The sequence below is a fragment of the Idiomarina sp. 28-8 genome, assembly GCF_000320945.2.
Taxonomy (GTDB): Bacteria; Pseudomonadota; Gammaproteobacteria; order Enterobacterales; family Alteromonadaceae; genus Idiomarina; species Idiomarina loihiensis.
Window position 1 is genome coordinate 406,930 of the sequence record NZ_DF266791.1, and the last position, 25,574, is coordinate 432,503.

Annotated in this window: 25 protein-coding genes and 1 other annotated feature; of the genes, 14 read left to right on the forward strand and 11 right to left on the reverse strand. The window is 47.4% G+C overall.

Annotated elements, in window-relative coordinates; all coding sequences use genetic code 11:
* The first annotated feature begins 66 nt into the window (after nt 1–66).
* A complete protein-coding gene (locus RJ32_RS09840) occupies nt 67–1,911 on the forward strand; it encodes a diguanylate cyclase (protein WP_235598943.1) in 1,845 nt (614 codons plus the stop codon).
* Here RJ32_RS09840 and RJ32_RS09845 read toward each other — a convergent pair.
* The 8 genes from RJ32_RS09845 to RJ32_RS09880 form a co-directional block, all read right to left on the reverse strand.
* A complete protein-coding gene (locus tag RJ32_RS09845) occupies nt 1,908–2,957 on the reverse strand; it encodes an agmatine deiminase family protein (protein ID WP_034821784.1) in 1,050 nt (349 codons plus the stop codon). The two genes, RJ32_RS09840 and RJ32_RS09845, sit on opposite strands and share 4 nt — an antisense overlap.
* Nucleotides 2,958–3,818: a 23S rRNA pseudouridine(2605) synthase RluB gene (gene rluB / locus RJ32_RS09850; protein WP_034821787.1), complete on the reverse strand. Its 861-nt coding sequence runs from the start codon at nt 3,816–3,818 to the stop codon at nt 2,958–2,960. It abuts the gene before it with no gap.
* Nucleotides 3,818–4,390, reverse strand: coding sequence for an SMC-Scp complex subunit ScpB (gene scpB, locus RJ32_RS09855; protein ID WP_011234980.1), 573 nt, complete (start codon nt 4,388–4,390; stop codon nt 3,818–3,820). The genes rluB and scpB overlap by 1 nt, the downstream gene beginning before the upstream one ends.
* Nucleotides 4,371–5,186 (reverse strand): ScpA family protein, encoded by an 816-nt coding sequence (locus tag RJ32_RS09860; protein WP_034821789.1) that lies wholly within the window; start codon nt 5,184–5,186, stop codon nt 4,371–4,373. Before RJ32_RS09860 ends, scpB begins: the two co-directional genes overlap by 20 nt.
* 27 nt (nt 5,187–5,213) lie before the next feature.
* Nucleotides 5,214–5,837, reverse strand: coding sequence for an L-threonylcarbamoyladenylate synthase (locus RJ32_RS09865; protein WP_034821792.1), 624 nt, complete (start codon nt 5,835–5,837; stop codon nt 5,214–5,216).
* Nucleotides 5,838–5,855: 18 nt separating this feature from the next.
* Nucleotides 5,856–6,683: a PHP domain-containing protein gene (locus tag RJ32_RS09870; RefSeq protein ID WP_011234983.1), complete on the reverse strand. Its 828-nt coding sequence runs from the start codon at nt 6,681–6,683 to the stop codon at nt 5,856–5,858.
* Complete coding sequence (locus tag RJ32_RS09875; protein ID WP_034821795.1) at nt 6,683–8,704, reverse strand: NADPH-dependent 2,4-dienoyl-CoA reductase; 2,022 nt, start codon at nt 8,702–8,704, stop codon at nt 6,683–6,685. Before RJ32_RS09875 ends, RJ32_RS09870 begins: the two co-directional genes overlap by 1 nt.
* 70 nt (nt 8,705–8,774) lie before the next feature.
* Entirely contained in the window at nt 8,775–9,473 is a 699-nt protein-coding gene (locus RJ32_RS09880) for a hypothetical protein (RefSeq protein ID WP_034821798.1), read from the reverse strand.
* A gap of 122 nt (nt 9,474–9,595) precedes the next feature.
* Between RJ32_RS09880 and RJ32_RS09885 the strand changes: the two genes are divergently transcribed.
* The 13 genes from RJ32_RS09885 to RJ32_RS09945 all read left to right on the forward strand — a co-directional run bounded on the left by RJ32_RS09885 (nt 9,596) and on the right by RJ32_RS09945 (nt 22,981).
* On the forward strand, nt 9,596–11,131 hold the full coding sequence (locus RJ32_RS09885) for a S10 family peptidase (RefSeq protein WP_034821801.1): 1,536 nt from the start codon (nt 9,596–9,598) through the stop codon (nt 11,129–11,131).
* A 115-nt stretch (nt 11,132–11,246) separates the two neighbouring features.
* Nucleotides 11,247–11,351 (forward strand) — a sequence feature (Trp leader region).
* Between the two features lie 52 nt (nt 11,352–11,403).
* Nucleotides 11,404–13,002 carry an anthranilate synthase component 1 gene (locus RJ32_RS09890; protein ID WP_034821804.1) on the forward strand — a complete coding sequence of 533 codons (1,599 nt, stop codon included), beginning with the start codon at nt 11,404–11,406 and terminating at the stop codon, nt 13,000–13,002.
* Nucleotides 13,002–13,637 carry an aminodeoxychorismate/anthranilate synthase component II gene (locus RJ32_RS09895; protein WP_011234988.1) on the forward strand — a complete coding sequence of 212 codons (636 nt, stop codon included), beginning with the start codon at nt 13,002–13,004 and terminating at the stop codon, nt 13,635–13,637. The genes RJ32_RS09890 and RJ32_RS09895 overlap by 1 nt, the downstream gene beginning before the upstream one ends.
* Nucleotides 13,634–14,647 (forward strand): anthranilate phosphoribosyltransferase, encoded by a 1,014-nt coding sequence (gene trpD, locus RJ32_RS09900; RefSeq protein WP_011234989.1) that lies wholly within the window; start codon nt 13,634–13,636, stop codon nt 14,645–14,647. Before RJ32_RS09895 ends, trpD begins: the two co-directional genes overlap by 4 nt.
* Complete coding sequence (gene trpCF, locus RJ32_RS09905) at nt 14,640–16,094, forward strand: bifunctional indole-3-glycerol-phosphate synthase TrpC/phosphoribosylanthranilate isomerase TrpF (protein ID WP_011234990.1); 1,455 nt, start codon at nt 14,640–14,642, stop codon at nt 16,092–16,094. Before trpD ends, trpCF begins: the two co-directional genes overlap by 8 nt.
* Complete coding sequence (gene trpB / locus RJ32_RS09910) at nt 16,091–17,314, forward strand: tryptophan synthase subunit beta (protein WP_011234991.1); 1,224 nt, start codon at nt 16,091–16,093, stop codon at nt 17,312–17,314. Before trpCF ends, trpB begins: the two co-directional genes overlap by 4 nt.
* On the forward strand, nt 17,311–18,120 hold the full coding sequence (gene trpA, locus RJ32_RS09915) for a tryptophan synthase subunit alpha (protein ID WP_011234992.1): 810 nt from the start codon (nt 17,311–17,313) through the stop codon (nt 18,118–18,120). The genes trpB and trpA overlap by 4 nt, the downstream gene beginning before the upstream one ends.
* A 20-nt stretch (nt 18,121–18,140) precedes the next feature.
* Nucleotides 18,141–18,683, forward strand: coding sequence for a septation protein IspZ (ispZ, locus tag RJ32_RS09920; RefSeq protein WP_011234993.1), 543 nt, complete (start codon nt 18,141–18,143; stop codon nt 18,681–18,683).
* Nucleotides 18,683–18,985 carry a YciI family protein gene (locus tag RJ32_RS09925; protein ID WP_011234994.1) on the forward strand — a complete coding sequence of 101 codons (303 nt, stop codon included), beginning with the start codon at nt 18,683–18,685 and terminating at the stop codon, nt 18,983–18,985. Before ispZ ends, RJ32_RS09925 begins: the two co-directional genes overlap by 1 nt.
* 18 nt (nt 18,986–19,003) lie before the next feature.
* A complete protein-coding gene (locus RJ32_RS09930) occupies nt 19,004–19,852 on the forward strand; it encodes an alpha/beta fold hydrolase (protein ID WP_011234995.1) in 849 nt (282 codons plus the stop codon).
* Between the two features lie 41 nt (nt 19,853–19,893).
* On the forward strand, nt 19,894–21,156 hold the full coding sequence (locus RJ32_RS09935; protein ID WP_011234996.1) for an MgtC/SapB family protein: 1,263 nt from the start codon (nt 19,894–19,896) through the stop codon (nt 21,154–21,156).
* Between the two features lie 25 nt (nt 21,157–21,181).
* Nucleotides 21,182–22,309 (forward strand): DSD1 family PLP-dependent enzyme, encoded by a 1,128-nt coding sequence (locus RJ32_RS09940; protein ID WP_011234997.1) that lies wholly within the window; start codon nt 21,182–21,184, stop codon nt 22,307–22,309.
* Nucleotides 22,310–22,375: 66 nt separating this feature from the next.
* A complete protein-coding gene (locus RJ32_RS09945) occupies nt 22,376–22,981 on the forward strand; it encodes a thiol:disulfide interchange protein DsbA/DsbL (protein WP_034821809.1) in 606 nt (201 codons plus the stop codon).
* Nucleotides 22,982–23,003: 22 nt separating this feature from the next.
* On the opposite strand, the gene RJ32_RS09950 is transcribed toward RJ32_RS09945, so the two are convergent.
* The 3 genes from RJ32_RS09950 to RJ32_RS09960 all read right to left on the reverse strand — a co-directional run bounded on the left by RJ32_RS09950 (nt 23,004) and on the right by RJ32_RS09960 (nt 25,555).
* Nucleotides 23,004–24,077, reverse strand: coding sequence for an MBL fold metallo-hydrolase (locus RJ32_RS09950; protein WP_034821909.1), 1,074 nt, complete (start codon nt 24,075–24,077; stop codon nt 23,004–23,006).
* Between the two features lie 116 nt (nt 24,078–24,193).
* Nucleotides 24,194–24,601: a septal ring lytic transglycosylase RlpA family protein gene (locus RJ32_RS09955; protein WP_034821812.1), complete on the reverse strand. Its 408-nt coding sequence runs from the start codon at nt 24,599–24,601 to the stop codon at nt 24,194–24,196.
* Nucleotides 24,602–24,664: 63 nt separating this feature from the next.
* Complete coding sequence (locus tag RJ32_RS09960; protein ID WP_034821815.1) at nt 24,665–25,555, reverse strand: TIGR01777 family oxidoreductase; 891 nt, start codon at nt 25,553–25,555, stop codon at nt 24,665–24,667.
* Nucleotides 25,556–25,574: the final 19 nt, after the last annotated feature.

Consider the following 25,574-nt stretch of genomic DNA (forward strand, 5'->3'; position numbering starts at 1 on the left):
TGCTATGTTGAGCACTCGGAGTAAAATGGCTTGATATTCAACAATTTTGCAACAGAAAGAGCCATTTTGTTCCTAAAAATTCAGAGCCTTTTATTTATCACTTTACTCGCTGTCACTTCATTAGTTTCAGCTCAGGAGTGGCAGCAGCAACGTGTTGATGCCAGCAGTAATCCAGATGCCTGGATAAAAAAGACTTCTGAATTAATAGAACAGTACGATAACCAGCGCCAGTTTGAAGAACTGGCAATGGCTTACGCACTGCAAGTTGAAGCCTACCGATATTCCGGTCATGAAAGTAAAGCACATGCAGCTATAGATGAAGGCTTACGCTTTGCTGAATTGGCCAACTCAAAAATTGCAAAAACTCTGTTGAGAATTAACCAAACATGGTATTTCTTACAAAGAGGTCAGCTTCGCCAGGCCAACACCAGCATTACCTATGCAATAGAAAACGCTAAGGCTTCAGGTAATAAAGATTTACAGATAGAAGCAGACATACTTCATGCGCAAGTGATGCAGAATACAGGGGATATAGCCCATGCACTGCAGACTCTGGAAAAGCTCAATCGTAATGCCTACACGGCACACCCCAGGTTGCAGGTAGAGTTTCACGCTTTAATTGGTTCTATTTATCTCGATGTTGGCGCAAACGATATTGGCTTAGAACACATTCAGGATGCACTCGACATCAGCACAGAACATTTAGGTCAATGGGATGTTTCTGTACTCGAGTACAATTTAGCCACTGGTTATCAAGCCGCCGGAAATGATGAAAAAGCCAGACAGCATTTCGAGACGGCTTTAGAAATCAGTAAAGCCATTAAAGATGATCTTGGCGTCGCTTATGCTCTCTTCCAAATGGCATCTATTAATATCGAAAACAAAAATTATCAGAAATCCCTGGAACGCCTCAATAAAGCAATGCCACAATTTAAGTCAGCCGGCGCACACCCTATGGAAGCAAAGACCCGGCTAGCCATGGTTTCAGCTTATTTGGGTACCAACCAACTTGAAAATGCGCTTGCTCAGCTAGAGGCTTCCAGTTCGGTTATTAACACATTGACCGATAATCAGTTATATCAAACCCTGAATGAACGCTGGTCTGAGTATTATCAGAGTAAAGAAAACTATAAAGCAGCTCTGGAGCGTTACAAAACTTCCGTCGATTATATGCAGAAAGTAAACGAGCAAACTCAGGATAAACAAGTACAAGAAATTATGGTGCGCCTGGAAATTAAAGAGCAGGAAACCACCAATGAGTTACTTAAAAAAGAAAATCAGTTGCAGCAGTTAGAACTGCAGGAGCAGCAAACCTCCTATTACCTGCTGGTGTGGGTTATTATTTCAGGTCTTTTAGTGGTTATTATTGTCTCGGCTTTTCTGTATCAGCAATGGCGGGCTCGTAAAAACTTCGCCGAACTGGCATTAAAAGACGACTTAACTAATGCGCCGAATCGACGTGCTATTGTCCGTATTTGCAAAAAAGGTCTGGAGCAGGCTCGTGAGCAGCAGCGTCAGTTAGCCCTGGCCGTTGTCGACTTCGATTACTTTAAGGCAATAAATGATCAGTTTGGTCATGACGTTGGTGACCGCGTTTTACAACGTTTCGCAGAAGTTGCCAAACTCAGTCTGCGTGATCAGGACAACTTTGGTCGTCTGGGAGGCGAAGAGTGGCTACTGGTCTTTTTCGATGTCAGTAAAGAGGATGCGAAAAACATCTTTGAGCGCATTACCGCAGAAATGAACAGCAAGCCCATTAGCGGTTTGCCGGAAGACTACCGCATTACCTTCAGTATGGGCTTCAGCAACGCTCACCCGGAAGATAGCTTTGATTCTCTTTATAAACGTGCGGATGATGTTTTGTTCGAAGCTAAGGATAAAGGCCGGGAGCGCCTAATCATCACTGATTAAAGCTCATCAGCCTCAAATTTAGGCAAATTATGACTGATACAGTGCAAACCGCCGCCCCCTAAGACAAATTCACGTGCCTCAACGGCAATAACCTTGCGCTCAGGAAGAGCTTCGCGAACAGTCCGCACGGCTTGAACGTCTGTGGTTAACCCAAATTGAGGTACCACAACCAGTTTACTCGTTTGCAAAACATTCACATAACTGCACAGTAAAGGCAGTTCAACGGTACGTTTTAAGCTTGACGATGTAAGCTCCACCCCCGCTCTTTCTTCACGAGCTGGCAGTTGTGGAGGCGGCAAAGGTAAAGGAATGGTTTGAATGTAAGCAGGCAGTTTATCCAGTAGTTTTTTAAGCGCCTGGCAGGTTTTATAATCCGGATGCGCTGTATTATCAGTGGCAGCATACAACACAGTATTTGCGTCAACGAATAACGCCATATTATCAATATGCCCGCCCGTTTCATCAGCAACCAATCCACCATCAAAAAAGTGCAAACGTTGCCCGGGCAACAACTGACCTAATAACGACTTTATCTGCGGCTCTGTCATTGCCGGGTTTCGCTGCTTAATACAGGCCAGACCAATTAGCCAGTCACCCTGGCCGTTGTGCGTAAAAGCACCGCCTTCAGCAATAAGCAGGCTATTTGTTACTGGACACATCAAGCGAGAGCACAGGCTTTGACTAAAGGCTTTATCAGCAGCAATAACGTTCTGGACACCACCCCAGCCATCAAAATCAAAAGACAATGCCGCCAACTGACCGTCGCTATTTAACTGCCACAGTGGTGTAGTATCGCGTAGCCAGATATCGTCATAATCCAGCTCTATGCGCTGAACGGATTTAAGTGCCTCGGGTACACTGTCGCTTATGCTCGCAGGAACAACGAGCGAAACCGGCGTATTATCAGGCAATTGTTTTATTAACTTTATGAGAGCGTCTCGAGCTGGATCCGCATGCTTACGCCAGACATCACTCCGGTATGGCCAGGCCAGCAACAAGCGCTGGTTTTCCATAAAATCAGGTAACCAGCGGGCAGTAGTGGTCACTTACTTACCCCGTCGTTTACTCTGTTTTTTATCCAGTCTGTGGCGGGCGGTGGCTTTACGAATTTTTGCAAAACGACGCTGTTTAGACTCTTCATGACGAGGGTCGAGAAACGACTCTTTTTCCGCCGGTAAGTTAACCTGAGCTCTTAACGCATTGACCTGAGGCAATGACATTTCCGCCCAGCCACCTTGCGGTAAACCGGGTTCCAGAGGAATATCGCCATAGCGAACACGGATAAGACGACTGACCTGCACTTCCTGCGACTCCCACAAGCGGCGAACTTCACGATTACGCCCTTCACTGATGGTCACGTGGAACCAGCGGTTCATGCCATCACCACCGGCAGGCTTTATGCTATTGAAATGCGCAGGGCCATCTTCCAGTTGCACACCTTTTCTCAGGCGTTGCATCATGGCTTCATCCACGTCACCAAACACCCGTACCGCGTATTCACGTTCAACCTGCTGGCTGGGGTGCATCAGGCGATTAGCAAGCTCACCGTCGGTAGTAAATAACAACAGACCCGAGGTATTCACGTCAAGCCGCCCCACAGCGACCCAACGCGCACCACTCATTCTTGGCAAGCGGTCATAAACGGTCGGCCGTTCCTCCGGATCCTTGCGCGTACACAATTCACCCTCGGGCTTGTGGTAAATCAGAACTCGGCAAATGACCTCTTCTTCAGGTTTAATCTGAACTTCGTGGCCATCAATGCGTACTTTTGCGTCGGCATCAATACGCTCACCCAATTGTGCTACTTTGCCGTTCACACGAATTCGGCCGGCTGAAATTTTTGTTTCAATTTCGCGGCGCGAACCATGTCCAGATCGGGCTAAAACCTTTTGTAATTTCTCGGTCATTACGAATCATCTCTCTCGTTAGTCGCTGTCTCAGCGGTACGTTCATCATCTTCATTAAGTGTGTCGATATCAGGTAATTCTGATAAGTCACTTAAATTAAAATCATCTAAAAAATCGTTAGTGCTGGCATAAAGCTGAGGTCTTCCCGGCACTTCTTTGTGCCCTACAACCTTAACCCAGCCTCGTTCCTGCAGTGTCTTCATTATTTGGCTACTGACACTTACACCGCGTATTTGTTCAATTTCACCACGCGTAATGGGCTGCCGGTAAACAATTAATGCCAAAGTTTCCAGCAAAGCGTTTGAGTAACGAGGCGGTTTTTCCTGCCAAAGCCCGGCTAACCTCTGACCCAGCTCGGCCCGGGTTTGAAAACGGTAGCCGGAAGCCACTTTTACCAACTCAATACCACGTTCCTGATAGTCTGACTGCAACTCTTTAAGTTGCTGCCTTATGGCCGCCAGCGAGGCCTCGCCTTCATTCAGCAACAGCTGATACAGCTGCTCAGCCGATAACGGCTGCGGATGCGCAAACAAGGCCGCTTCAATAAGTTGTTTAAGCTGTAACGGATTCATCTTGATTGTGCTGTCTCAAACTCAGGCGAATATCACTCATAGGCTCTACTTGTGACAATTCTACCATTGATTCTTTCACAAGTTCCAAAATTGCTAAAAAACTGACCACAGCTCCGGCGCGACCTTCTTTTCGAGTAAAGAGCTGGCTAAAAGAAACGTACTTTTTATGGTTCAACAACTCCAGTACCTGACTCATCCGCGCTCGTGTCGATAGTTGCTCGCGCTTTATCTGGTGGTGAGCTTTTAACTCCACTTGCTGTAACACTCGACTAAAAGCAAGAGTTAAGTCTTCAAGAGTCACTTCCGGAGGTGCAGCCGTTAACCACTCGCGTGCATTACTGCCAACCTCACTCAATAAAATGTCCCGCCCCACCTGCGGTTGCTGATCAATATATTCAGCCCCCTGGCGTATCGCTTCATATTCCTGTAGGCGTCTTATAAGTTCCGCTCTAGGGTCTTCTTCCTCATCCTCTTCTTGAGGCGGTTTCGGCAACAGCAAACGGCTTTTTATTTCGGCCAGAATGGCCGCCATCACTAAATAATCGGCGGCAAGCTCCAGCTTCAACTCTTGCATCATGTCCACATACTCAACATATTGCCGGGTAATAGCCAGAATAGGCATGTCCACAATATCGAGCTTTTGTTTGCGAATTAAATACAACAAGAGATCCATCGGACCACTGAAAGTGTCGAGTATAACTTCCAGCGCATCCGGTGGTATATAGAGGTCTTCAGGCTTTTCTATAACCGGTTCGCCGCGAACAAAGCCTAAAGGCAGTGACTGTTGTTCCGCCATAATTAAACCGAGTGCCTGTCTAACTGACTAAAAATCAAAAGGCTCTACGTCTCCGGAACCTTCGCGACGAATGGTCGGTGCTCCCTCAGATAAATCCACAACCGTCGTTGGCTCTTCACCTTTATGACCACCATCAATAATTAAATCCACCAGCTTTTCCAGCTTATCCCGAATCTCTTCCGGATCAGATTCAGCCAGCATTCCTTCGCCAAGGATCAAGCTGGTCGACATTAAAGGTTCATTCAACTCTTCCAGCAAAGCCATTGCGATACGATTAGTCGGAACCCGTATACCAATAGTTTTACGTTTGGGGTTCAACAGCCGCTTGGGAACCTCTTTCGTTCCTTTCAGAATAAAAGTGTAAGGTCCGGGAGTGTTGTTTTTCAGTAACCGGAAGGCATCGTTGTCAACCCGGGCATAAGTCGCAAGCTCAGATAAATCACGGCACATTAGAGTAAAATTGTGCTCTTTGTCTATTTCACGAATCTGGCAAATACGATCAGCTGCTGCTTTATTGCCAATTTGACAACCAATGGCATAACCCGAGTCAGTAGGGTAAACCACCACCCCACTTTTACGAATAATTTGAACCGATTGCTGAATTAAACGTGCTTGAGGATTTTCCGGATGAATTTCAAAATATTGACTCATAATCTCACCTCAATCCTTCTACTGTGACCAATGCTCCCATATTGGCACACAGTCCGCTGGCAGACAAAGATTTTTACCAAGTTCGCGCCAATTCCCCGGATAGTGAAAATCCGACCCCTGCGAGGCTAGCAGACCATATTCCTGACTCATTTTCGCTAATGCATCACGATGACCGGGAGACTGCTGACACAAACTGACTTCCATGGCATCGAGCCCCCACTCTTTACCCTGTATTAAAAGCTTGCGCAGCCATTTATTCGACATTTTGTAACCGTGGGGATGCGCCAGTACCGCCTTCCCCCCGGCGCCGTGGATGGCTTCTATCGCAGTGGGAATATCGCACCATTCGGGATTGACATAGGCGCTGTTACCTTTGCCAATATAGCGATCGAAAGCTTTTTGAGGGTTACTGACAATACCTTTTCGTACCATAGCGTCAGCAATGTGCTTACGTGTTGGCAACCCCTCCGTTTCGCATTCTTCTGCCGATAAACTGACACCGCGCTGGTATAGCTTTTCAAGCATCGCATCAAAGCGATCATAGCGACGTTGCTGTTGTTCGCTCAATAAAACCTTTAAGGGTTCCGCATCTGGGTCAATATTAAGTCCAACAATATGAATTTCAAAACTGTGCCAACGACAACTAATTTCAACTCCGTTCACCAGCTCTATTGGCAAATTCTCGTGTTCAATAAGACGACTCGCTTCTGCCAGCCCGTCAACGCAGTCATGATCGGTTATCGCCAGTACATCGACGTTCTGTTCGCAGGCGCGCAGCACAAGCTCCGACACTGACAAAGAGCCATCAGAACAGGTGCTGTGACAATGCAAATCGTAAACTGACATTAAATCTCCGCCGCCAGTTCTGTACCCTGACGAATCGCGCGTTTGGCATCGAGTTCGGCAGCAACATCGGCCCCACCAATTAGGTGTACAGTCTGGCCGGCCGACTGCAACGCGTCGTGTAATGACCGCTGTGGTACCTGCCCCGCACAAATAATCACATTATCGACTTCCAGCAATTGTTTTTCACCTTCACGTTCTATTTCAATACCTTCTGGCACAATGCGGTGATAAGTGACCCCATTCCACATATTCACAGACTTACTTTTTAGTTCGTTACGATGAACCCAGCCAGAGGTTTTACCTAAGCCTTTACCGACTTTGCTCTCTTTTCGCTGAAGCAACCACACCTGACGCGGGCTTTGCTCTGGCTGCTGCGGTTTCAGACCGCCGCGATCAGTGTAGCTTTTATCAATACCCCAACGCTCTGACCACTCTGGTTCATCCAGTGTCAGTGACTTTTCGGTGGTCAGGTATTCAGAGACATCAAAACCAATACCACCGGCACCAATCACAGCCACTTTTTTACCCACAGCTTTGTGGTCACGTAAAACATCTAAGTAACCCAGCACATGCGGCAAATCAACACCCGGAATATCGACCTGGCGAGGGCTGACTCCGGTTGCCAGAACCACATCATCGTATTTTTCTGCCAGCAACCCTTCGCAAGTTTGCTCTTTTCCAAGCTTCAAATTAACACCGGTGTCTTCAATGCGGTACTTAAAGTAGCGCAGGGTTTCATAAAACTCTTCTTTACCCGGAATCTGTTTAGCGTAGTTAAACTGACCGCCAATTTCTTCGGACTTATCGTACAAATCGACCTGATGACCGCGCTCTGCAGCATTACAGGCAAAGGCCAACCCTGCAGGGCCAGAACCAATGACCGCAATGCGCTTTTTCTGTTCAGCCGGCTTCATTACCAACTCCTGCTCAAAGCAGGCTCGGGGGTTAACTAAACAGGACGCCCTTTTATTCTCAAACACATGATCCAGACAGGCCTGATTACAGGCAATACAGGTATTAATACGTTCAGACTGGCCTTGTTCCGCTTTTTTCACAAACTCCGGGTCAGCCAGTAGCGGTCGTGCCATAGAAACCATGTCAGCCTGGTTGCTTTCTAAAATATGCTCGGCAATTTCCGGCGTGTTAATACGGTTAACGGCAACCACAGGAACCGACAATTCTCTGCGTACGCGCTCGGTTATCCAGCTAAAGGCGCCACGTGGTACCGAGGTAACAATGGTTGGTACCCGGGCCTCATGCCAACCAATACCCGTATTAATAATGGTAACGCCCGCCTGCTCCAGCAGTTTTCCCAGTTGCAGAACTTCATCCAGCTGATGACCGTCTTCAACTAAGTCCAGCATCGACAACCGGAAAATAATAATCGATTTTTCACCCACAGCCGCGCGCACAGCTTTTACAATTTCCAGTGGAAAACGCATACGGTTTTCGAAGCTGCCGCCCCAGTTATCATCGCGTTTATTCGTTCTTGGACACAAAAACTGGTTAATTAAATAACCTTCCGAACCCATGATCTCAACACCATCATAGCCAGCCTTTTGCGCCAGCTTTGCGCCGCGGGCGTAATGCTTTATGGTGTTTTTAATCTGGTGCTCCGACATGGCTTTTGGCTTAAACGGGTTTATCGGGGCTTTTATCGCGCTGGGAGCCAGAGAAAAAGGATGATAACTGTAACGCCCCGCATGCAATAGCTGCAGGCATATTTTACTGCCATATTTGTGAACAGCATCGGTTACCTGACGGTGTTTACCCACGTGCCAGGGCTTAGACATTTCACTGCCAAAAGGCGCAAGACGCCCACGAAAGTTAGGGCTGATACCGCCGGTGACAATAAGGCCAACACCACCTTTGGCACGCTCTTCATAAAAGCTGGCTAATTTACTAAAGCCATTTTTTTCTTCTTCCAGGCCTGTATGCATTGAGCCCATTAAGACCCGGTTCTTCAATGTCGTAAAACCAAGGTCCAGGGGTTTCAGTAAATTTGGGTATGATTTTTCCACGCCAACCTCTTATTTTAAACGGGTGTTTAATTTTTTCTAACTTTACTGCTTAAACCCGTTTAACTCAAGCTCAGAACGCCATCGCTTCACGCAATAAGAACCTTGAAAGCGCCATGCTATCGACTTGTACGTTAGGGTTTCCGTTACGCACTTGTTTCGAAACCTGCTCAAAAATCGGCCACAACAGCTCCTGCACCTGATCATTCGCATCTTGCATTGACTGCAGGTCTTTCAATTTAAGCTGGTCAACATGCACACTTAAAATTGGCTCACCTTTATCAAATAAGTTAATGGTAACGTCTTCCATCAACCACTCATCAACCCGCCAATTTAAAGGCACCGAATTCACCTTTTGAACTTTAACACCACTCATTTGCTTTAGAAATTCATGCAAGTTTGAGCGTCCGGTATCGTAATATGCGACGGTTAACTGAGCGCCGGACATCTCAATTTTAGAAATATCCACACGGCTGCTGCCAAGCGCCTGCCAGTCACCGGTTAGCATTAATTGCTTAGCCAGTAGAAGTTGATTTTCAGGCTCCGACAAGGCTTTGATCCGGGTCGCAAAACGAACATTATTTGCGGTCAGGCCATTGGTTAATGAGTTAACCTCAAGTTCGCCTACTTCCAGATCCGCATTTAATTGCTCCGAAGCCATTGTCTGTAACCCCTCTTTCATCGCATCAGACAAATTCTGAGCCGCAACGGAGAAGCTCAGCAGGGGTAAGAACAACCAAAAAGCCGCCCGCGTTATAGTTGTAAATTTCATTGATGACCTCATTCAAATAGGTTCCAGTCGCAGGAATAAACCCAATAATCGCATAACCTTTGACTCTTTAAAGTAATTATTTGTTAATCTGAGGCAAGATTATAAAAACGGAGAACAATCTTATGCACAAGAGTCTCGCTTTAGTTGCCTCTTTAACTTTAATGGGCTGCTCAATCGTTTCTGCGCCCGTTACTGCAGAAGAAACCCCGAATAACCACAAGCGTATGCTGCCGGTCGACACCGAAGTCGTTACCGAACACAGCGTAGAAATTAAAGGCGAAACTGTCGACTACACAGCCACCGCAGGAACTCAACCCGTGTGGGACGACGAAGGCAATCCGACCGCATCACTATTTTACACCTATTATGAACGTCAGGACGTTGATAACCGCGAATCTCGTCCGATTGTATACTCCTTTAACGGTGGCCCGGGTTCGGCATCGGTCTGGATGCACATTGCTTACACCGGTCCAAAAGTGCTAAACCTGAGCGATGAAGGTTACCCGGTTCAGCCTTATGGCGTGCAGGACAACCCGCACTCCATTCTCGATGTTGCCGACATTGTTTTCATTAACCCGGTTAACACCGGCTATTCACGCGTACTGCCGAATGAAGAAGGTGAAATGCCGTCTCGCGAGAAGCAAAAAGACATGTTCTTTGGCGTTAATGCCGACGTGAAATACCTGGCCGAATGGATGAATACTTTTACTTCACGCATGAACCGCTGGCAGTCGCCTAAGTACTTAATTGGTGAAAGCTATGGCACAACCCGTGTATCTGGCCTTGCACTAGAGCTTCAGAATAGCCAGTGGATGTATTTGAACGGTGTTGTTTTAGTTTCACCAACTGATATCGGCATTGACCGTGACGGACCGGTAAAACAAGCGAACCAATTACCTTACTTTGCAGCCGCCGCCTGGTATCACGACGCACTGCCAGAGGCTTTACAGAGTAAAGATTTAGACGAATTATTGCCTGAAGTAGAAAGCTTCACTCTGAACGAGTATTTACCTGCATTAGCCAAAGGCGCCATGCTACCAGATGACGCACGTGAACAAATGGCAGAACAAGTCGCTAAATATTCAGGCCTTTCGAAGCAGGCTGTACTGGATAACAACTTAGCGCCAAGCACCTGGTACTTCTGGAAGGAGTTACTGCGTGACCGTGACCGTACCATTGGCCGTTTAGACTCGCGCTACCTTGGACTTGATGAAAAGCGCGCTGGTGACCGTCCGGACTTTAACGCCGAACTGACTTCTTGGTTACACTCGTTCACGCCAGCCATTAACTACTACCTGCGTGAAGAATTAAACTTTGTGACCGACATTAAATACAACATGTTTGGCCCAGTTCACCCGTGGGATCGCACGAACAACAACACCGGTAAGCAACTGCGCCAGGCCATGGCACAAAACCCTTATCTGAACGTGTTAGTACAGTCAGGTTACTTTGACGGTGCAACCAACTATTTCGACGCGAAGTACACAACCTGGCATTTGGATCCAAGTACTCAGATGACTGATCGCATTGACTTTAAAGGTTACCGTAGTGGTCATATGATGTATCTGCGTCGTGCTGACCTGGAGAAGGCGAATGATGATTTACGCGAGTTTATTCGTAAGTCTGATTCAAAAGGCAAACCGGCAGAATATAAATAGAAAGTATAAACTGAAAGAAAAACAACTATTGACAGACTTTCGCGCAAGCGTTAGTTTGTCAGCATTAAATTGCATTAAGAGAGCTATACAACTTATGTTTTTACGTACAACAACACAACATTGGTGGTGGCACTTCCCAAATGAGCGGGTGGTGTAGTTGTGCGTGTAACGTAAATAGCTTCACTTTGAGAAACCCGCTCCTTTGAGCGGGTTTTTTATTGCCGTTTCACTGGAGCAGGTTTGAAAAACAACAAGAGAAAACGAGGTCTGAGGTGAAAAACCTGACAACAGAACAAAACGGCAATTTAGAAACACTGCGAGTGTCGCTGCCCTATCAGGCGGAGCCACTAAAAGTATTTCAGAATACCTGCAGCACACAAGGTGAACATTTACTGCTGGACTCAGCTGATATCGGCACCAAGCAACAAGTAAAGAGCTTGCTACTGATTGATGCGGCGTTACGAATTACCTGTAACGACCAGCAAGTCACTATTATTGCCCTGACCGATAATGGTGCTGTTCTGCTCAGCTGGATTGAAGAGCAGCTCAAAGATAGTGCCGCCATTGAAAGAACGCCTGAACAACTGAGGTTAACTTTCAGTGCAGCAAATACACCGATTGACGAAGACTCCCGCTTACGTCAAATCAGTAACATGGAGCCGCTGCGAGTACTCCAACAAAAGCTCAATAAAGCCAACAACACAGCAAAACAGCATCCGTTTTCGGTTTTTCTTGGCGGTGCTTTTGCTTATGACTTTGTCGCCAGCTACGAGCAACTACCGCAAGTTGATGAAGGCGAGAACAACTGCCCTGACTATGTCTTTTACCTGGCGGAAACCTTGCTAATTATTGATCACCAACAGCAGACCACTGAGCTGCTTGGCAGCGTGTTCAGCGGAGAGAGCCACGACCAACGTTATCAGACTATAAGCCAGCGTGTTGGAGAACTGGCCGCACGTTGTCAGCTACCGGCAATAGAACCTCAGCCGCAGCCGGTTGATGTACAAGTAACAGCCACGCCCTCAGCGGAAGAATTTGCACGCATTGTGACCCGGCTGAAAGAAAACATTGTCGCGGGCGATATTTTTCAGGTGGTGCCGTCCCGGCGTTTTAAAATGCCCTGCCCTGACCCGTTAGCCGCTTATCAGCAATTGAAAAAGAACAACCCCTCGCCCTATATGTTTTTTATGAGTCACCCGGACTTTTGTCTGTTCGGTGCTTCGCCTGAATCTGCATTGAAATACCAGCAGGACATCAATCAGGTAGAGCTTTATCCTATTGCCGGCACTCGCCCCCGCGGTAAGAGCGCCGACGGCAGTATTAACCCAGACCTCGACAGCCGCATGGAACTCGAGCTGCGCCTGGACCAAAAAGAACTGGCAGAACACTTAATGCTGGTTGATTTAGCCCGCAACGACTTAGCCCGCATTAGTGAAACCGGCACCCGGTACGTTGCCGATCTACTTCAGGTTGACCGTTATTCTCATGTGATGCATTTGGTATCACGCGTAGTAGCAAAACTACGAAACGATTGCGATGCCCTTCACGCTTACCGTGCCTGCATGAATATGGGAACCTTAGTTGGCGCACCCAAAGTGAGTGCTGCGACTTTAATCCGTCAGGTCGAAAAGCAACGCCGCGGTAGCTACGGTGGTGCTGTTGGGTATCTGGCCGGTAATGGTGACATGGATACCTGTATTGTTATTCGCTCCGCTTTCGTTAAAAACAACCAAGCCATAGTGCAAGCCGGTGCCGGCGTGGTGCATGACTCAGACCCGACCAGCGAAGTAACCGAAACCGAAAACAAAGCTAAGGCCGTTATTCTGGCAATTCAGCAGGCTCACACTTTACCTGACCAGGAGGCGGTATAATGACTCAGTCAGCTCGTATCGTACTGATAGATAACGTCGACTCGTTCTCGTACAACCTGGTGGATGAGTTGCGCCAGTTAGGCTTTCCACTGGTCGTTTACCGTAACCAGCTGGCCGCAGCCGATGTGATCGAACAGCTGGAAAGTTACAGTGGCCCTCAATTGGTCTGCCTCTCACCCGGCCCCGGGCACCCAGCAAACGCAGGCAACTTAATGGAAGTGATCCGATACTGCGGTGGCCGCATACCCATGCTGGGTATTTGCCTCGGCTTTCAGGCGCTCATTGAACACGCCGGTGGCCGCGTGGATACCTGTGGTGAGATTGTTCATGGTAAAACCGCAAAAATAGACACCGTGCCACACCCGGTGTTTGTCAGCGCGACAGACAACAACCAATGCGTTGTGGCTCGTTACCACTCGCTTAGCGGTTATGACCTGCCCTCCACAGTGAGCATAATTGCCAGTTTGGATGGCCCTGACGGTAGTATTCCTATGGCTGCTGAATTCTTCGGTAAAGAAGAAAACAACACCAATGCCATTGGTTTTCAGTTTCACCCTGAATCGCTTCTAACGCCAAAGGGAAAACAATTACTTAGCAACAGTATTCAGTACTTATTAACAGGAGCAAAGCCATGAAAGCCCTACAAACTCTGATGTCTGGTGAGTCTCTGACACAAGATCAAACCCGTGAGTTTTTCCAGCGCTTAATTAAAGGCGAGCTCAACGACATTCAGGTATCCGCCGCACTTATCGCCATGAAAATGCGGGGCGAGACCCCAGCCGAGTTAGCCGGTGCCGCTGAAGCCATATTATCCGCAGCGAAGCCATTCTTACGCTCCGACACCACGGTTATTGACAGTTGTGGTACCGGCGGCGATGGCAGTAATACCATCAATATTTCTACGACGGCGGCTTTAGTTGCCGCCAGTATGGGTCTGGCTGTGGCCAAACATGGTAATCGCAGTGTGTCTTCACGTTCAGGCTCAGCTGATGTACTCGAAGCACTCAAACTTCGCGTTAATCTGGATCCGTCGGATGCCTCGACTCAGTTAGCCGATAATGGTTTTTGCTTTCTATTTGCTCCGCATTATCACCCGGGTATTAAGCATGCGATGCCGGTAAGGCAAACGCTGAAAACACGCACCTTATTCAACCTGATTGGTCCTTTAGTTAACCCTGCGCGTCCTGATGCTCAACTGCTCGGTGTTTATAGCGAGGAATGGGTAAGGCCAATGGCTGAAACCCTGCAACGACTGGGGGTTAAACGTGCTATGGTCGTACACGGAAGCGGGCTGGATGAACTGGCTCTGCATGGGCCAACGCGAGTTATTGAACTGCGCAACGGCGAGCTCAATGACTACCATGTAACACCTAATGACTTTGGGGTTCCCAGCGCCCCGCTTGATGAACTGAAAGGCGGTGACGCTGACTTTAACGCTCGTATTCTGGAAGACATTCTTGCCGGAGGCGGCAGCCCGGCTCAGCGCCACTCGGTTGCAATGAACGTTGCCGCTTTGCTGTATTTAAGTGGACAATACAACGATATGAAAGCCGCAACCGCAGCAACAATGGAGCATTTAGACACCGGCCAGCCACTCTTGCATTTACGTCGGGTGCAGGATGCTCAGGAGACCTATCATGTCTGACACCATTCGTTTAGAAAAGAACGTGCTGAAAACGATCGTTGAGCGCAAGGTTGAGCAGAACAAAACTCAGGCCGAGCTCATGCCCCTGAGTGAAATAAAGTCTCAGCTCAGACCCAGTGACCGTAGCTTATATGAAGCATTAAGCGGTGAGCAGGCAGGTTTTATTCTGGAGTGTAAAAAAGCCTCTCCTTCAAAAGGTTTAATTCGTGCTGACTTTGACGCACCACAGTTGGCAAAAAGCTACCAGCCTTATGCCGCAGCTATTTCCGTATTAACCGAGCCTGAGTTTTTTCAGGGGCGACTGGACTATCTGACAGCCGTGCGCCGGCAGGTTACCCAGCCGGTTTTATGCAAAGACTTTTTTATTGATGAAGAGCAAGTTTACCGCGCCCGCTACTTTGGTGCGGATGCTATTTTGCTTATGTTATCAGTCCTGGATGATGCGCAATATATCGCCCTGCGCGATATAGCTGAGTCACTTGCGATGGATGTACTCACCGAAGTTGCCAACGAAGAAGAAATGAAACGTGCCGCGAAACTGGACGCAAACATCATTGGCATTAACCACCGCGATTTAACAGACTTGAGCATTGAGCCGAACCGCAGTGCGCAGTTAGCTCCGCTGGCTCCCCAAAATGCCTTACTCATTGCAGAGTCAGGTTTTGCTGAGCACGCCGACATTCGCCGGGTTGCCCCTTTTGTTAACGGCTTTCTTATCGGCAGCGCATTGAGCGCCCAGCCGGACGTTGATTTAGCCTGCCGCAAACTGCTTTATGGACAAAATAAAGTTTGCGGTCTGACTCGCGCTGAAGATGCCATAAACGCACGTTCTCAGGGTGCGGTATTCGGCGGGCTAATATTTGTTGAGCGTTCACCTCGTTGTGTGACACTGAAGCAGGCAAAGCAAATAACAACTGAAGCAAACGGACTTGAGTATGTGGGTGTTTTTGCTGATCAACCGTTAGAGAGCCTTATCGACACGGCAAAATACGTCGGGCTCTCTGCTATTCAACTGCACGGCCATGAAGATATCGACTATGTTGTTCAATTACGTCAGCAATTGCGTCAGGCAGGTCTGGAAGCAGTAAAAATATGGAAAGCTTTAGCTATTGAAAGCCCGGCACAGTTGCCGGATCTTGCGGTTGATGCATTTGTTCTGGATAACCGCGGTGGTGGCAGCGGCAAGGCTTTTAACTGGGAGTTGCTGGAACCATTAAGTACAGAGGAGCGTCAACGTTGTCTGTTAGCCGGAGGCATTGGCCCTGAAAGCATCAGCAGTGCAATAGAGTTAGGCTTTGCCGGAGTGGACATTAACTCTCAAGCCGAATGGAAACCTGGCATTAAAAATAGCCAAAAAGTAGCTCAAACATTCACGAAAATCCGCCATTATGGTCGTTTTTCAGAAAAACATCTTTCAAATAAGAATACCCAACAGGAGGCTGTATGAGTCAGTCATTACCCGCTTATTTTGGCGATTTCGGCGGCCAGTTCGTTCCTGAGATCTTACTACCCGCACTAGAGCAGTTGGAACAGGCCTTTATAGAGGCACAACAGGACGATGACTTTCAGGCTGAATTTCGCGGATTGTTGAAAAACTACTTAGGCAGACCGACACCACTGAGTTTGTGCCGTAACCTGCCGCTGAACAGCCCAAATAAAACCAAAATTTATCTTAAACGTGAAGATTTACTTCATGGCGGCGCCCACAAAACCAACCAGGTGCTGGGACAAGCGTTACTGGCTAAGCGCATGGGTAAAACGCGCATTATTGCAGAAACTGGTGCAGGGCAGCACGGCACCGCAACAGCCCTGGCCTGCGCACTGCTGGACCTGGAATGCATTATTTATATGGGCAAAAAAGATGTTGAGCGCCAGCAGCCCAATGTCTTCCGTATGGAATTAATGGGCGCAAAAGTGGTACCTGTGGATACCGGTAGCGGTACTCTAAAAGATGCGGTCAATGAAGCTCTGCGTGACTGGACAGCAAGTTATCCCAACACCCACTACTTATTAGGAACAGCTGCAGGCGCACACCCCTTCCCGACTATAGTGCGTGAATTTCACCGCATGATTGGTGAAGAAGCTAAAGCCCAAATTATCGAGCAAGCTGGTCGCTTACCGGACGAAGTTATTGCCTGTGTCGGCGGCGGATCCAACGCCATTGGCATGTTCGCCGACTTTATCGACGAGGAAGGTGTTGATTTAGTAGGTGTTGAGCCTGCAGGTAAAGGTGTTGAAACCAAGCAGCACGGCGCTACGCTGGCTGCGGGTAAACCCGGGATTTTGCATGGTTGTCTATCGTTTTTAATGCAAAACGACGAAGGACAAATTGAGGAGTCCTATTCAGTATCAGCCGGTCTGGACTACCCCGGCGTGGGCCCTCAACATGCGCATTTAAAAGCTATTGGTCGGGCGCGATACGAATCAGTAACCGATGAAGAAGCACTGGAAGCCTTTAAGCTGCTCTCCCGCCATGAAGGCATTATTCCTGCGCTGGAACCTGCCCATGCGCTGGCTTACGCGCTAAAACGAGCCGCAGAACCAGATGCTCCGGAAATATTACTACTTAACTTATCCGGCCGCGGTGATAAAGACATTGACCACGTACGTCGTATTTTTAGTGCTCAGGAAAATGCTGAAGTTAGCGCGAAAGGAGAACAAAAATGAGCCGGTATGAAAGCTGTTTCGCACAATTAAAAGCTAATAACCAGGGTGCTTTCGTTCCTTTTGTGACACTTGGAGACCCAACTCCGGGGCAAAGTGTGGACGTTATCAAGGCTCTTATTGATGGTGGTGCCGATGCGCTGGAATTGGGTCTGCCATTTTCAGACCCGGTTGCTGATGGTCCCATGATCCAGCGGGCAAATTTACGAGCCTTAGAGTCGGGAACAACCTTTAAGCATATTTTAGAGATTTTAAAAGAAATTAGAGACTATTCACCGCAGATACCCATAGGCTTATTGGTTTACGCAAACTTAATCTACGCGAAAGGTGTTCGCAACTTTTACCAGCAAATGAAAGATGCAGGCGTAGATTCAGTGCTTATTGCTGATGTTCCGACCAAAGAAGCCAAACGCTTCGCCGACATAGCCAAAGAAATTGGAATTGAAGCGGTGTTTATTGCGCCACCAGATGCCAGTGATGCGCTATTAATTGATATCGCGAAGCAATGTGCGGGTTATGTCTACCTACTGAGTCGTTCAGGGGTTACCGGTGCTGACACACAAATGCAGGCCCCCGCTTCGGAACTGATTAATAAACTGAAAGAAGCAGGTGCCCCGCCAACGTTGCTTGGGTTTGGTATATCCCAGCCGGAACATGTTCAGCGAGCGCTAGCAGCAGGCGCAGACGGTGCCATTAGTGGTTCGGCTGTGGTTGCGCTTATCGAGAAAAACCTCGACAATAACGCGCAGCAAGTAGCGGACTTAAAGGCTTTTGTAAAAAGCATGAAGGCCGCAACCCAATTGTCGTAGAGTTGCCTCCGGAGTAGTTAATGGCCCTGTTGTTAGAATATTTACCCATAATCGCCTTTTTCGTGTTTTACAAACTAGCGGATATTTACGTCGCTACTGGCGTGCTTATGGTTGGTACTGTGTTGCAAATTCTGGCGTTAAAACTACTTAAGCAGCCGATAACCACTCGCCATTGGGTAATATTGGCTGTAGTAATGCTGTTTGGCGCAGTAACACTTTTATTGCGCGACGACTGGTTCATTAAAATGAAAGTGTCCGTCGTTTACGTGGCCATAGCGCTAATGCTTTTAGGCGGCTTGATATGGAAAAAACGCAGTCCAATTCAGGCTATGATGGGTAAAGATATTAAGCTGCCAGATACAGCATGGTCGCGCTTAACCTATGCCTGGATCATATTCTGCCTGGCACTGGCAGCAGTAAACCTTTACATTGCGGAATTCTGGAGCCAGGAGGCATGGGTTAATTTTAAAGTCTTTGGCATACTGGGTATTTCACTCGTATTCACAATTGGTACCGGATTCTATATGTACCATCACGCCATTGATGAGGAGACCCAGGACTAATGTGGTTTGTTATTTTCGCAGAAGATCATGAGAACTCTCTGGAAGGTCGTAAGCAGGCGCGTCCTGCTCATCTTGAACGCTTAAAAGCGTTGCAAAATGACGGCCGTCTGCTCGTCGCGGGCCCCTGTCCGGCCATCGCGGAACTAGACCCGGGCGTGCTTGGTTTTACCGGCTCTGTGGTCATCGCTGAATTTGAGACTCTGGAAGAAGCAGAGCAATGGGCTAACGACGACCCATACTGGCAAGCCGGTGTCTATAAAAAAGCAACGGTTAAGCCATTTAACGCCGTTTTACCGAACTAATCAGGTTAATTAGTGACTATGCAGAGCGTCGAACTTACCGCCAATAATCGCTACCTGCATTGTGTCCGCTTTGAGCCTGAATCGAGCGCGAAGGCCACTGTTGTTATAGCTGCTGCGTTAGGTGTGAAACAACGTTTTTATCAACCCATAGCCCTCTGGTTAAGCAAACAGGGTTACCGCGTCATTACCTTTGACTATTACGGTATTGGCCAGTCCGTTGATAAGCCTTTGAAACAAATCAAGTCTGATATTATCGAATGGGCCGAGCTCGATATGACCGCCGTGATTGACTATGCTCAGTCCTGCCAAAGGGGTGAGCCCTTAATTTGGCTAGCACATAGCCTGGGCGGCCAAATTGTCGCCATGGCGCAGAATGCCAACAAGATAGATAAGATGGTGACCATAGCCAGCGGCACCGGTTATTGGTTAAAAGCCAGCAAGCAGGTCCGTTGGACATCATGGTTACTCTGGTATTTTGCAGCTCCTATTAGCACACCTATTGCCGGTTACTTTCCCGGTAAACGCTTAAACATGGTTGGCGATATGCCCGCAGCAGCGATGAAACAATGGAGCCGCTGGTGCCGCAGTAAAGACTATTTGTTTGATAACATCAGTACTGATCAAAAAGTCCGTTACGATGAATTTTCTGCACCCATCAGCGCCTTTCATATTACTGACGACGAATTGTTGCAACGCTCCAACATCGAAAACCTGCTGGCGCACTACCCTAACGCAGAGAAGGTATTAAAAGACTTGCAACCGGAAATAACCGAAAGCAAAGGTATCGGGCATTTCAACTTCTTTCGCAGTCAATTCAAAGAGTCTCTCTGGCGTAAAAGCTTGCTAGACGCACTGCAGGTCAATTAAAGTCGTTATAGAATCAGTCTAATTAATAAGGGCGCTTCGCAATGCACTACCAAATCGAACTGGCGTTATCTTTACTGGCAGCTCTGGCGTTAGGCTTGATGATAGGCATTGAACGCGGCTGGAGCGGCAGGGACAGTGATGAGGGCACTCGTGTTGCCGGCGTACGAACCTTCAGCCTAATAGGTCTTAGCGGCGGTGTTTTTGCTATTTTAGCTCAACAATGGGGCGTATGGCTTATCGTTACCGGTTTCATTGTTGTTGCCATACTCATTGCATCGTCTTATATAAGTTATAGCAAGCTCTCCGATGACGCAGGTATTACCACCGAATTCTCAATGCTGCTGACTTTTGCACTGGCAATTTGGGCTGCCTCTGGTGATCCTCTACCTGCGCTCAGTTGCGGTGCGGTAGTTGTTGCTCTTCTCGGCCATAAAAAAAGTCTGCACAAATTGCTTAAATGCATTTCACCTAAGGCCTTTTACTCAGGTATCACACTACTATTGATATCTGTGGTGGTTCTGCCTTTGCTGCCAAATGAAGGCTACGGCCCCTGGCAGGCGTTGAACCCCTACTGGCTTTGGTGGATGGTCGTTTTAATTTCGGGTCTGTCTTTTATTGGCTATCTGTTTACCCAACTGCTGGGAGAGAGGCGCGGCACTTTGATTACCGCAATCGCCGGAGGCTTCGCATCATCCACAGCCGTTACCCTAACTATGGCTCGTTTTGCGAAAAAAAACTCTCAGAGCGTAATTTACGCCAGCGGCATGCTGCTCGCCTGTAGCATTATGTTCCCGCGAGTTCTTATTGAGGTCTTTGTGGTTAACCGTGAACTTTTACCATTATTGTGGCCGCCTATTCTTCTCATGTTCGCCGGGTTATTAACTGTCATAACACTCATGTACAGACAACATAAACGTAATCCTCCCTCCGAAACCGGAGAGATTACCATCAATAACCCACTGCAACTGACCACTGCTATCCAGTTTGGTATTTTATTAGCAGTTATTTTGTTATTGGCAGAGGCAATGAAAAACTGGTTTGGTGATGCCGGGATATACGGCCTTTCCATAATATCCGGTCTGATGGATGTTGACGCTATTACCTTGTCACTATCACGCTCAGCTCAGAGCGAACTCTCGCGCCAGGTAGCCGCTACGGGAATTATCTTAGCCTGTGTCAGTAATACTCTGCTTAAAGGCATTATGTTCGCTTCTGTCGCCGGTATTAAATTGCACTATCGTTACGCTGTTTACATGATTTTAAGCGTTATTCCCGGCTTGCTTTACGCCTTTTGGCAGTTTTAATTATCACAAACGCAGGACAACAATTATGAAATCAGCTCCTGACTGGATTGCACATCCGGATACACCTTATTTGCTCATCGATGAAGCTAAATTGAAGAGTAACATTAACTATCTTAAGCAACGGGTTGAGTCCCTTGGCAGTCATTTACGCCCGCACTTAAAAACCCTGCGTACTCTGGAGGCGGCTGGGTATCTACTCGATAGTAAGAGTGCTCCGGCCACAGTATCAACGTTAGCTGAGGCCGAGGCCTACGCGAAGGCAGGTTATACCGATTTACTTTATGCTGTTGGCATAGCGCCGGCAAAGCTAAAGCGTGTAGCCGCACTAAGACAGCAAGGCATTAATCTGCATATTCTTTTAGATAATATAACGCAGGCACAAGCGGTTGTTGATTATGCTGCTGAGTTTGGGCAAGACTTTTCCGTTTTTATTGAAATAGACAGTGACGATCACCGTGGTGGTATTAAGCCAAGCGATTCAAAATTGTTAACCATTGCAAAAACACTTGGCGAGCATTTCACCGGTTTAATGACCCATGCCGGTGGCTCATACGCCTGCAATACGGAACAAGGCTTAAAAAACTTCGCCAAACAAGAATGCGATGCCGTTCGAATAGCACGAAACAACCTGGAAACCGCCGGTATTCACTGCGCTATAACCAGCGTTGGTTCAACGCCGACAGCTCATTTTGGCGAAGACTTTAGTGACATTAGTGAAGTCAGAGCCGGCGTTTACACCACCTTTGACTTAGTCATGAAAAACATCGGTGTATGCGACTTCTCGCACATAGCCATGTCCGTCGTCACCACAGTAATCGGCCACAACAAAGAGAAGAATTGGCTGCTGACTGACAGCGGCTGGATGGCATTGTCGCGTGATAGTGGAACAGCGGGTCAGAACCGTGATTTTGGCTATGGACAAGTATGTAAAATAGACGGTTCTGTGCTTGATGGCCTTTGTGTTAATAGTACCTCGCAAGAGCACGGCGTTATAGAGTTAAGCGACGCTTACCAATTAGAAGACTTTCCCGTTGGTCATCAACTACGCATTATGCCCAACCATGCCTGTGCCACTGCCGCCATGCATCCCGTTTACCATGTGCTAATGAGTGACGGTTCGCATAACACCTGGCAACGCATTACTGGATGGTAACTGCTTGTTCTTGAAATCATTACTTGCAATACTTCAATATCCAAGAACAGCGAAAAGGAGTTCACTATGTTAGTAAGAATCACGACGTTAGTTTGCGCACTATTTATAGCAGTAACACTGCAGGCTAAAGAGTTTAGCGAGAACAAACACTACGAGGTTCTAGATAACCCGGCTTCGACAACGCCTGAAATTATTGAGTACTTCTCTTTCTATTGCATGGCCTGTTACCGTTTTGAGCCTATCGCAAAAGAACTTGCCGCTGCCTTTCCCGACGCATTTAAGAAGTCACACACCTCAGGGTTGAGCCCTAAACCGGGCATGGGCAGCAAAATGACTCAAGCTTACTCATTGGCCTTAATGCTGAACAAAGAACAAGTTATTAGCGAAAAGATTTTTAAGCAGCAATTCGGGCAACGTCAGTCGATTGATACACAGGAAAAAATTAAAGACATTTTTGTTCAGGCAGGCGTTTCGGAAAGCGAGTTCAAACGGGGATTCAATAACTTCTCAGTCAAAGCCCGCGCCAAACAAATGGAAAAAGACGTCCGCGATAAAGACATCACCGGTACGCCAACACTAATAGTTAACGGCAAATACAAAATTCTGATGAATGGATTTCGCGACAGCGACGATCTTATCGGTGACTTAAAGCAGGTTATGAGTAAGTCCTAATAAAAAATAAATAAGGGGAAAGCTACAAGCTTTCCCCTTCGTTTAAAATCACGATTTCAGCTGATGTGCCAAATTTCTCTGCCATATTCAGAAAACGAGTTAGTGCCGAGTGAGAGGATAGATCTCCCATCCCCCAGCTGGCGTTGCCGTAACCCCAGGGGATAAATACTTTGCAATTAAGTTCAGCGGCTGCCGTCAGAGCATCTTCCGGAGTCAAGTGAACGTAGCGGTACCATTCAGGTGACTCCTCACTGTAATAAGACGCTATCGGCAACAGACACACATCAATATCACCGTAGCGCTTGTTTATTACTTTAAAGTGTTCTGAATAACCGGTATCTCCGGCGAAAAGCAACGTCTTCCCCTTGTTTTCGATTAACCAGGCATTCCAGGAGTCTTTATTGTTATCTTCGTAAATAAAGGGAACCAATGTACGGCTACTAAAGTGGTGAGCAGGCACCGCAGTCACCAGAGAGTCACCTATTTTCTTCGAAGAAAACCAACCGAGTTCAGTTATATTTGCTCCAATGGATGGAAAGTGATCGGCCAGATTCAATGGCACTAAGTATCCGGGCTTGCGCCCTATGGTTTCGATATCGCTCTTATTAAAATGATCGTAATGAATATGGGAGTATAATACCGCATCGGTGGCATCAATCAGCTCTGGATCTGGCTCCACATTCACCTTTCGCTGTTCACCTCCAACAAGTGAAAACAGCCAGTTAACTGGCCAGTCAAAGTCATTGAAGACTGGATCCGTTAAAAACGTCTCTCCGCTTGAGGTTTTAATGACAAAAGCTGCGTGACCCAGCCATTTAACAGAGAAATCCGTTCCCCCGAGGAAAGCCTTCTTATTTCCAGTGTACTGACACAACCCATCGCTACCACACTGAATATCGCTACGAGGCTTATAGCAATCTTGTTTACAGGTTAACGGATAGCTCTTCTTACCCGCGTCCAGGTTTTGAAAGCGCTCGGTTTTCTCATTAGTTGGCTGAGATTCCTCTTCTATTGTTGTTACAGAATTTGCGCTACAACCTGTTAATACCAGTGTTAGCAATGCCAAAGTATTTACTGATACTAAAGTTCTAAACATTGACACCGGCATCCCACCTCTAAAGTTTAACTAAAACAAGAAAGCTAATATCAATACGTTAAGAGGTCACGCGCTAAATTGTTAGTTTTTGTAACACTAAGGCACGAGCTCTGATATTACCTGATAACCTCAGTAGTCACTTTGATAACACCTAAATCAAGATCAGCTATTTTATCAAAAGCGGAGCGTGACAAATCAATCACTCTGCCATCAATAAACGGCCCACGATCATTAATTTTCACCACAACACTTTTGTTGTTAGCAATATTGGTGACTCGAACTTTGGTTCCAAACGGCAAGGTTCGGTGAGCCGCGGTGCTGGAAAAGTGATTATAAGTCTCACCGCTTGCGGTAGTTCTGAATTGATACTTCATGGCGTAGTAAGAAGCCTTTCCGGACTCGCTAGTACCAACTAAGTTTTGAGGGCTTTCAGCGGGAATAGAAGTACACCCGGTAAGCGCCAGCATAAAAATGCCAACGCCAAGGGTTAATTGTTTAAGTGGATACTGGTTTTTTGTTTTCATTTCTCAATTTTACTGAGTTCCGAAAACACTGTCCGTTAAGAAACCCAAAAGACGTGTAAAGAATTATACACTCGCCTTAAAAGCTTCACGCACTGTCGGATACTCAAACTGAAAGCCATGATTGCGCAGTTTATCCGGCACCACAGCTTGCCCTTCAAGTAGCATCGACGACATTTCACCCAAGCCTAACTTAAGGACAAACGCCGGTACTCTCATGAAGTGCGGTTTATTCATAACCGATGCCAGGGTACGACTAAAGGCTTCGTTAGTCACTGGTCCGGGAGCCGTCATATTAACGGGCCCCGACAGATTATCGTGCTCCAACAGATACTCAATGGCTCGAATCATATCGTCCAGCTGGATCCAGGACATCATCTGATTGCCCTCACCCAACGGACCACCTAAACCAAACTTATAAGGCGGCAGCATTTTTGCTAATGCTCCCTCTCCTTTTGCCAAAACGACACCGGTACGCAGCAAAACTACACGAGTTGCATCTTTTGCTGCCAAAGCCCGTCGCTCCCACTCCTGACACAAAGTAACAGCAAAGTCCTTATGCTCAGCGACATGGTCTTCATTAACCGGCTCGGCATCACGCGGGCCATAATAGCCAATAGCCGAGCCACTCAAAAAGGCTTTAGGTGGCTTTTCTGCTTTATTAATCATGGCGGCGAGCTTTTCTGTCACCTGCCAACGACTGTCTTTCAGGGCTTGCTTACGGGAATCAGACCAACGTTTATCCGCAATACCCTCGCCCTGTAAGTTTATAATCACATCAAACTGACCAATATCCGCAATTTCATCGACCGAAGACAGCAAGGTTACTTTATCGCCCAGTTTTTTACTCGCACGCTCCTTGTTGCGAGTGGTGACCGTAAACTGATGTGTGTCCTGGTACTTATGAATAAATGCTGAGCCAATAAGCCCGGTACCACCTGTCATTAGAATGTTCATCGGTCACCTCTTTTATGTT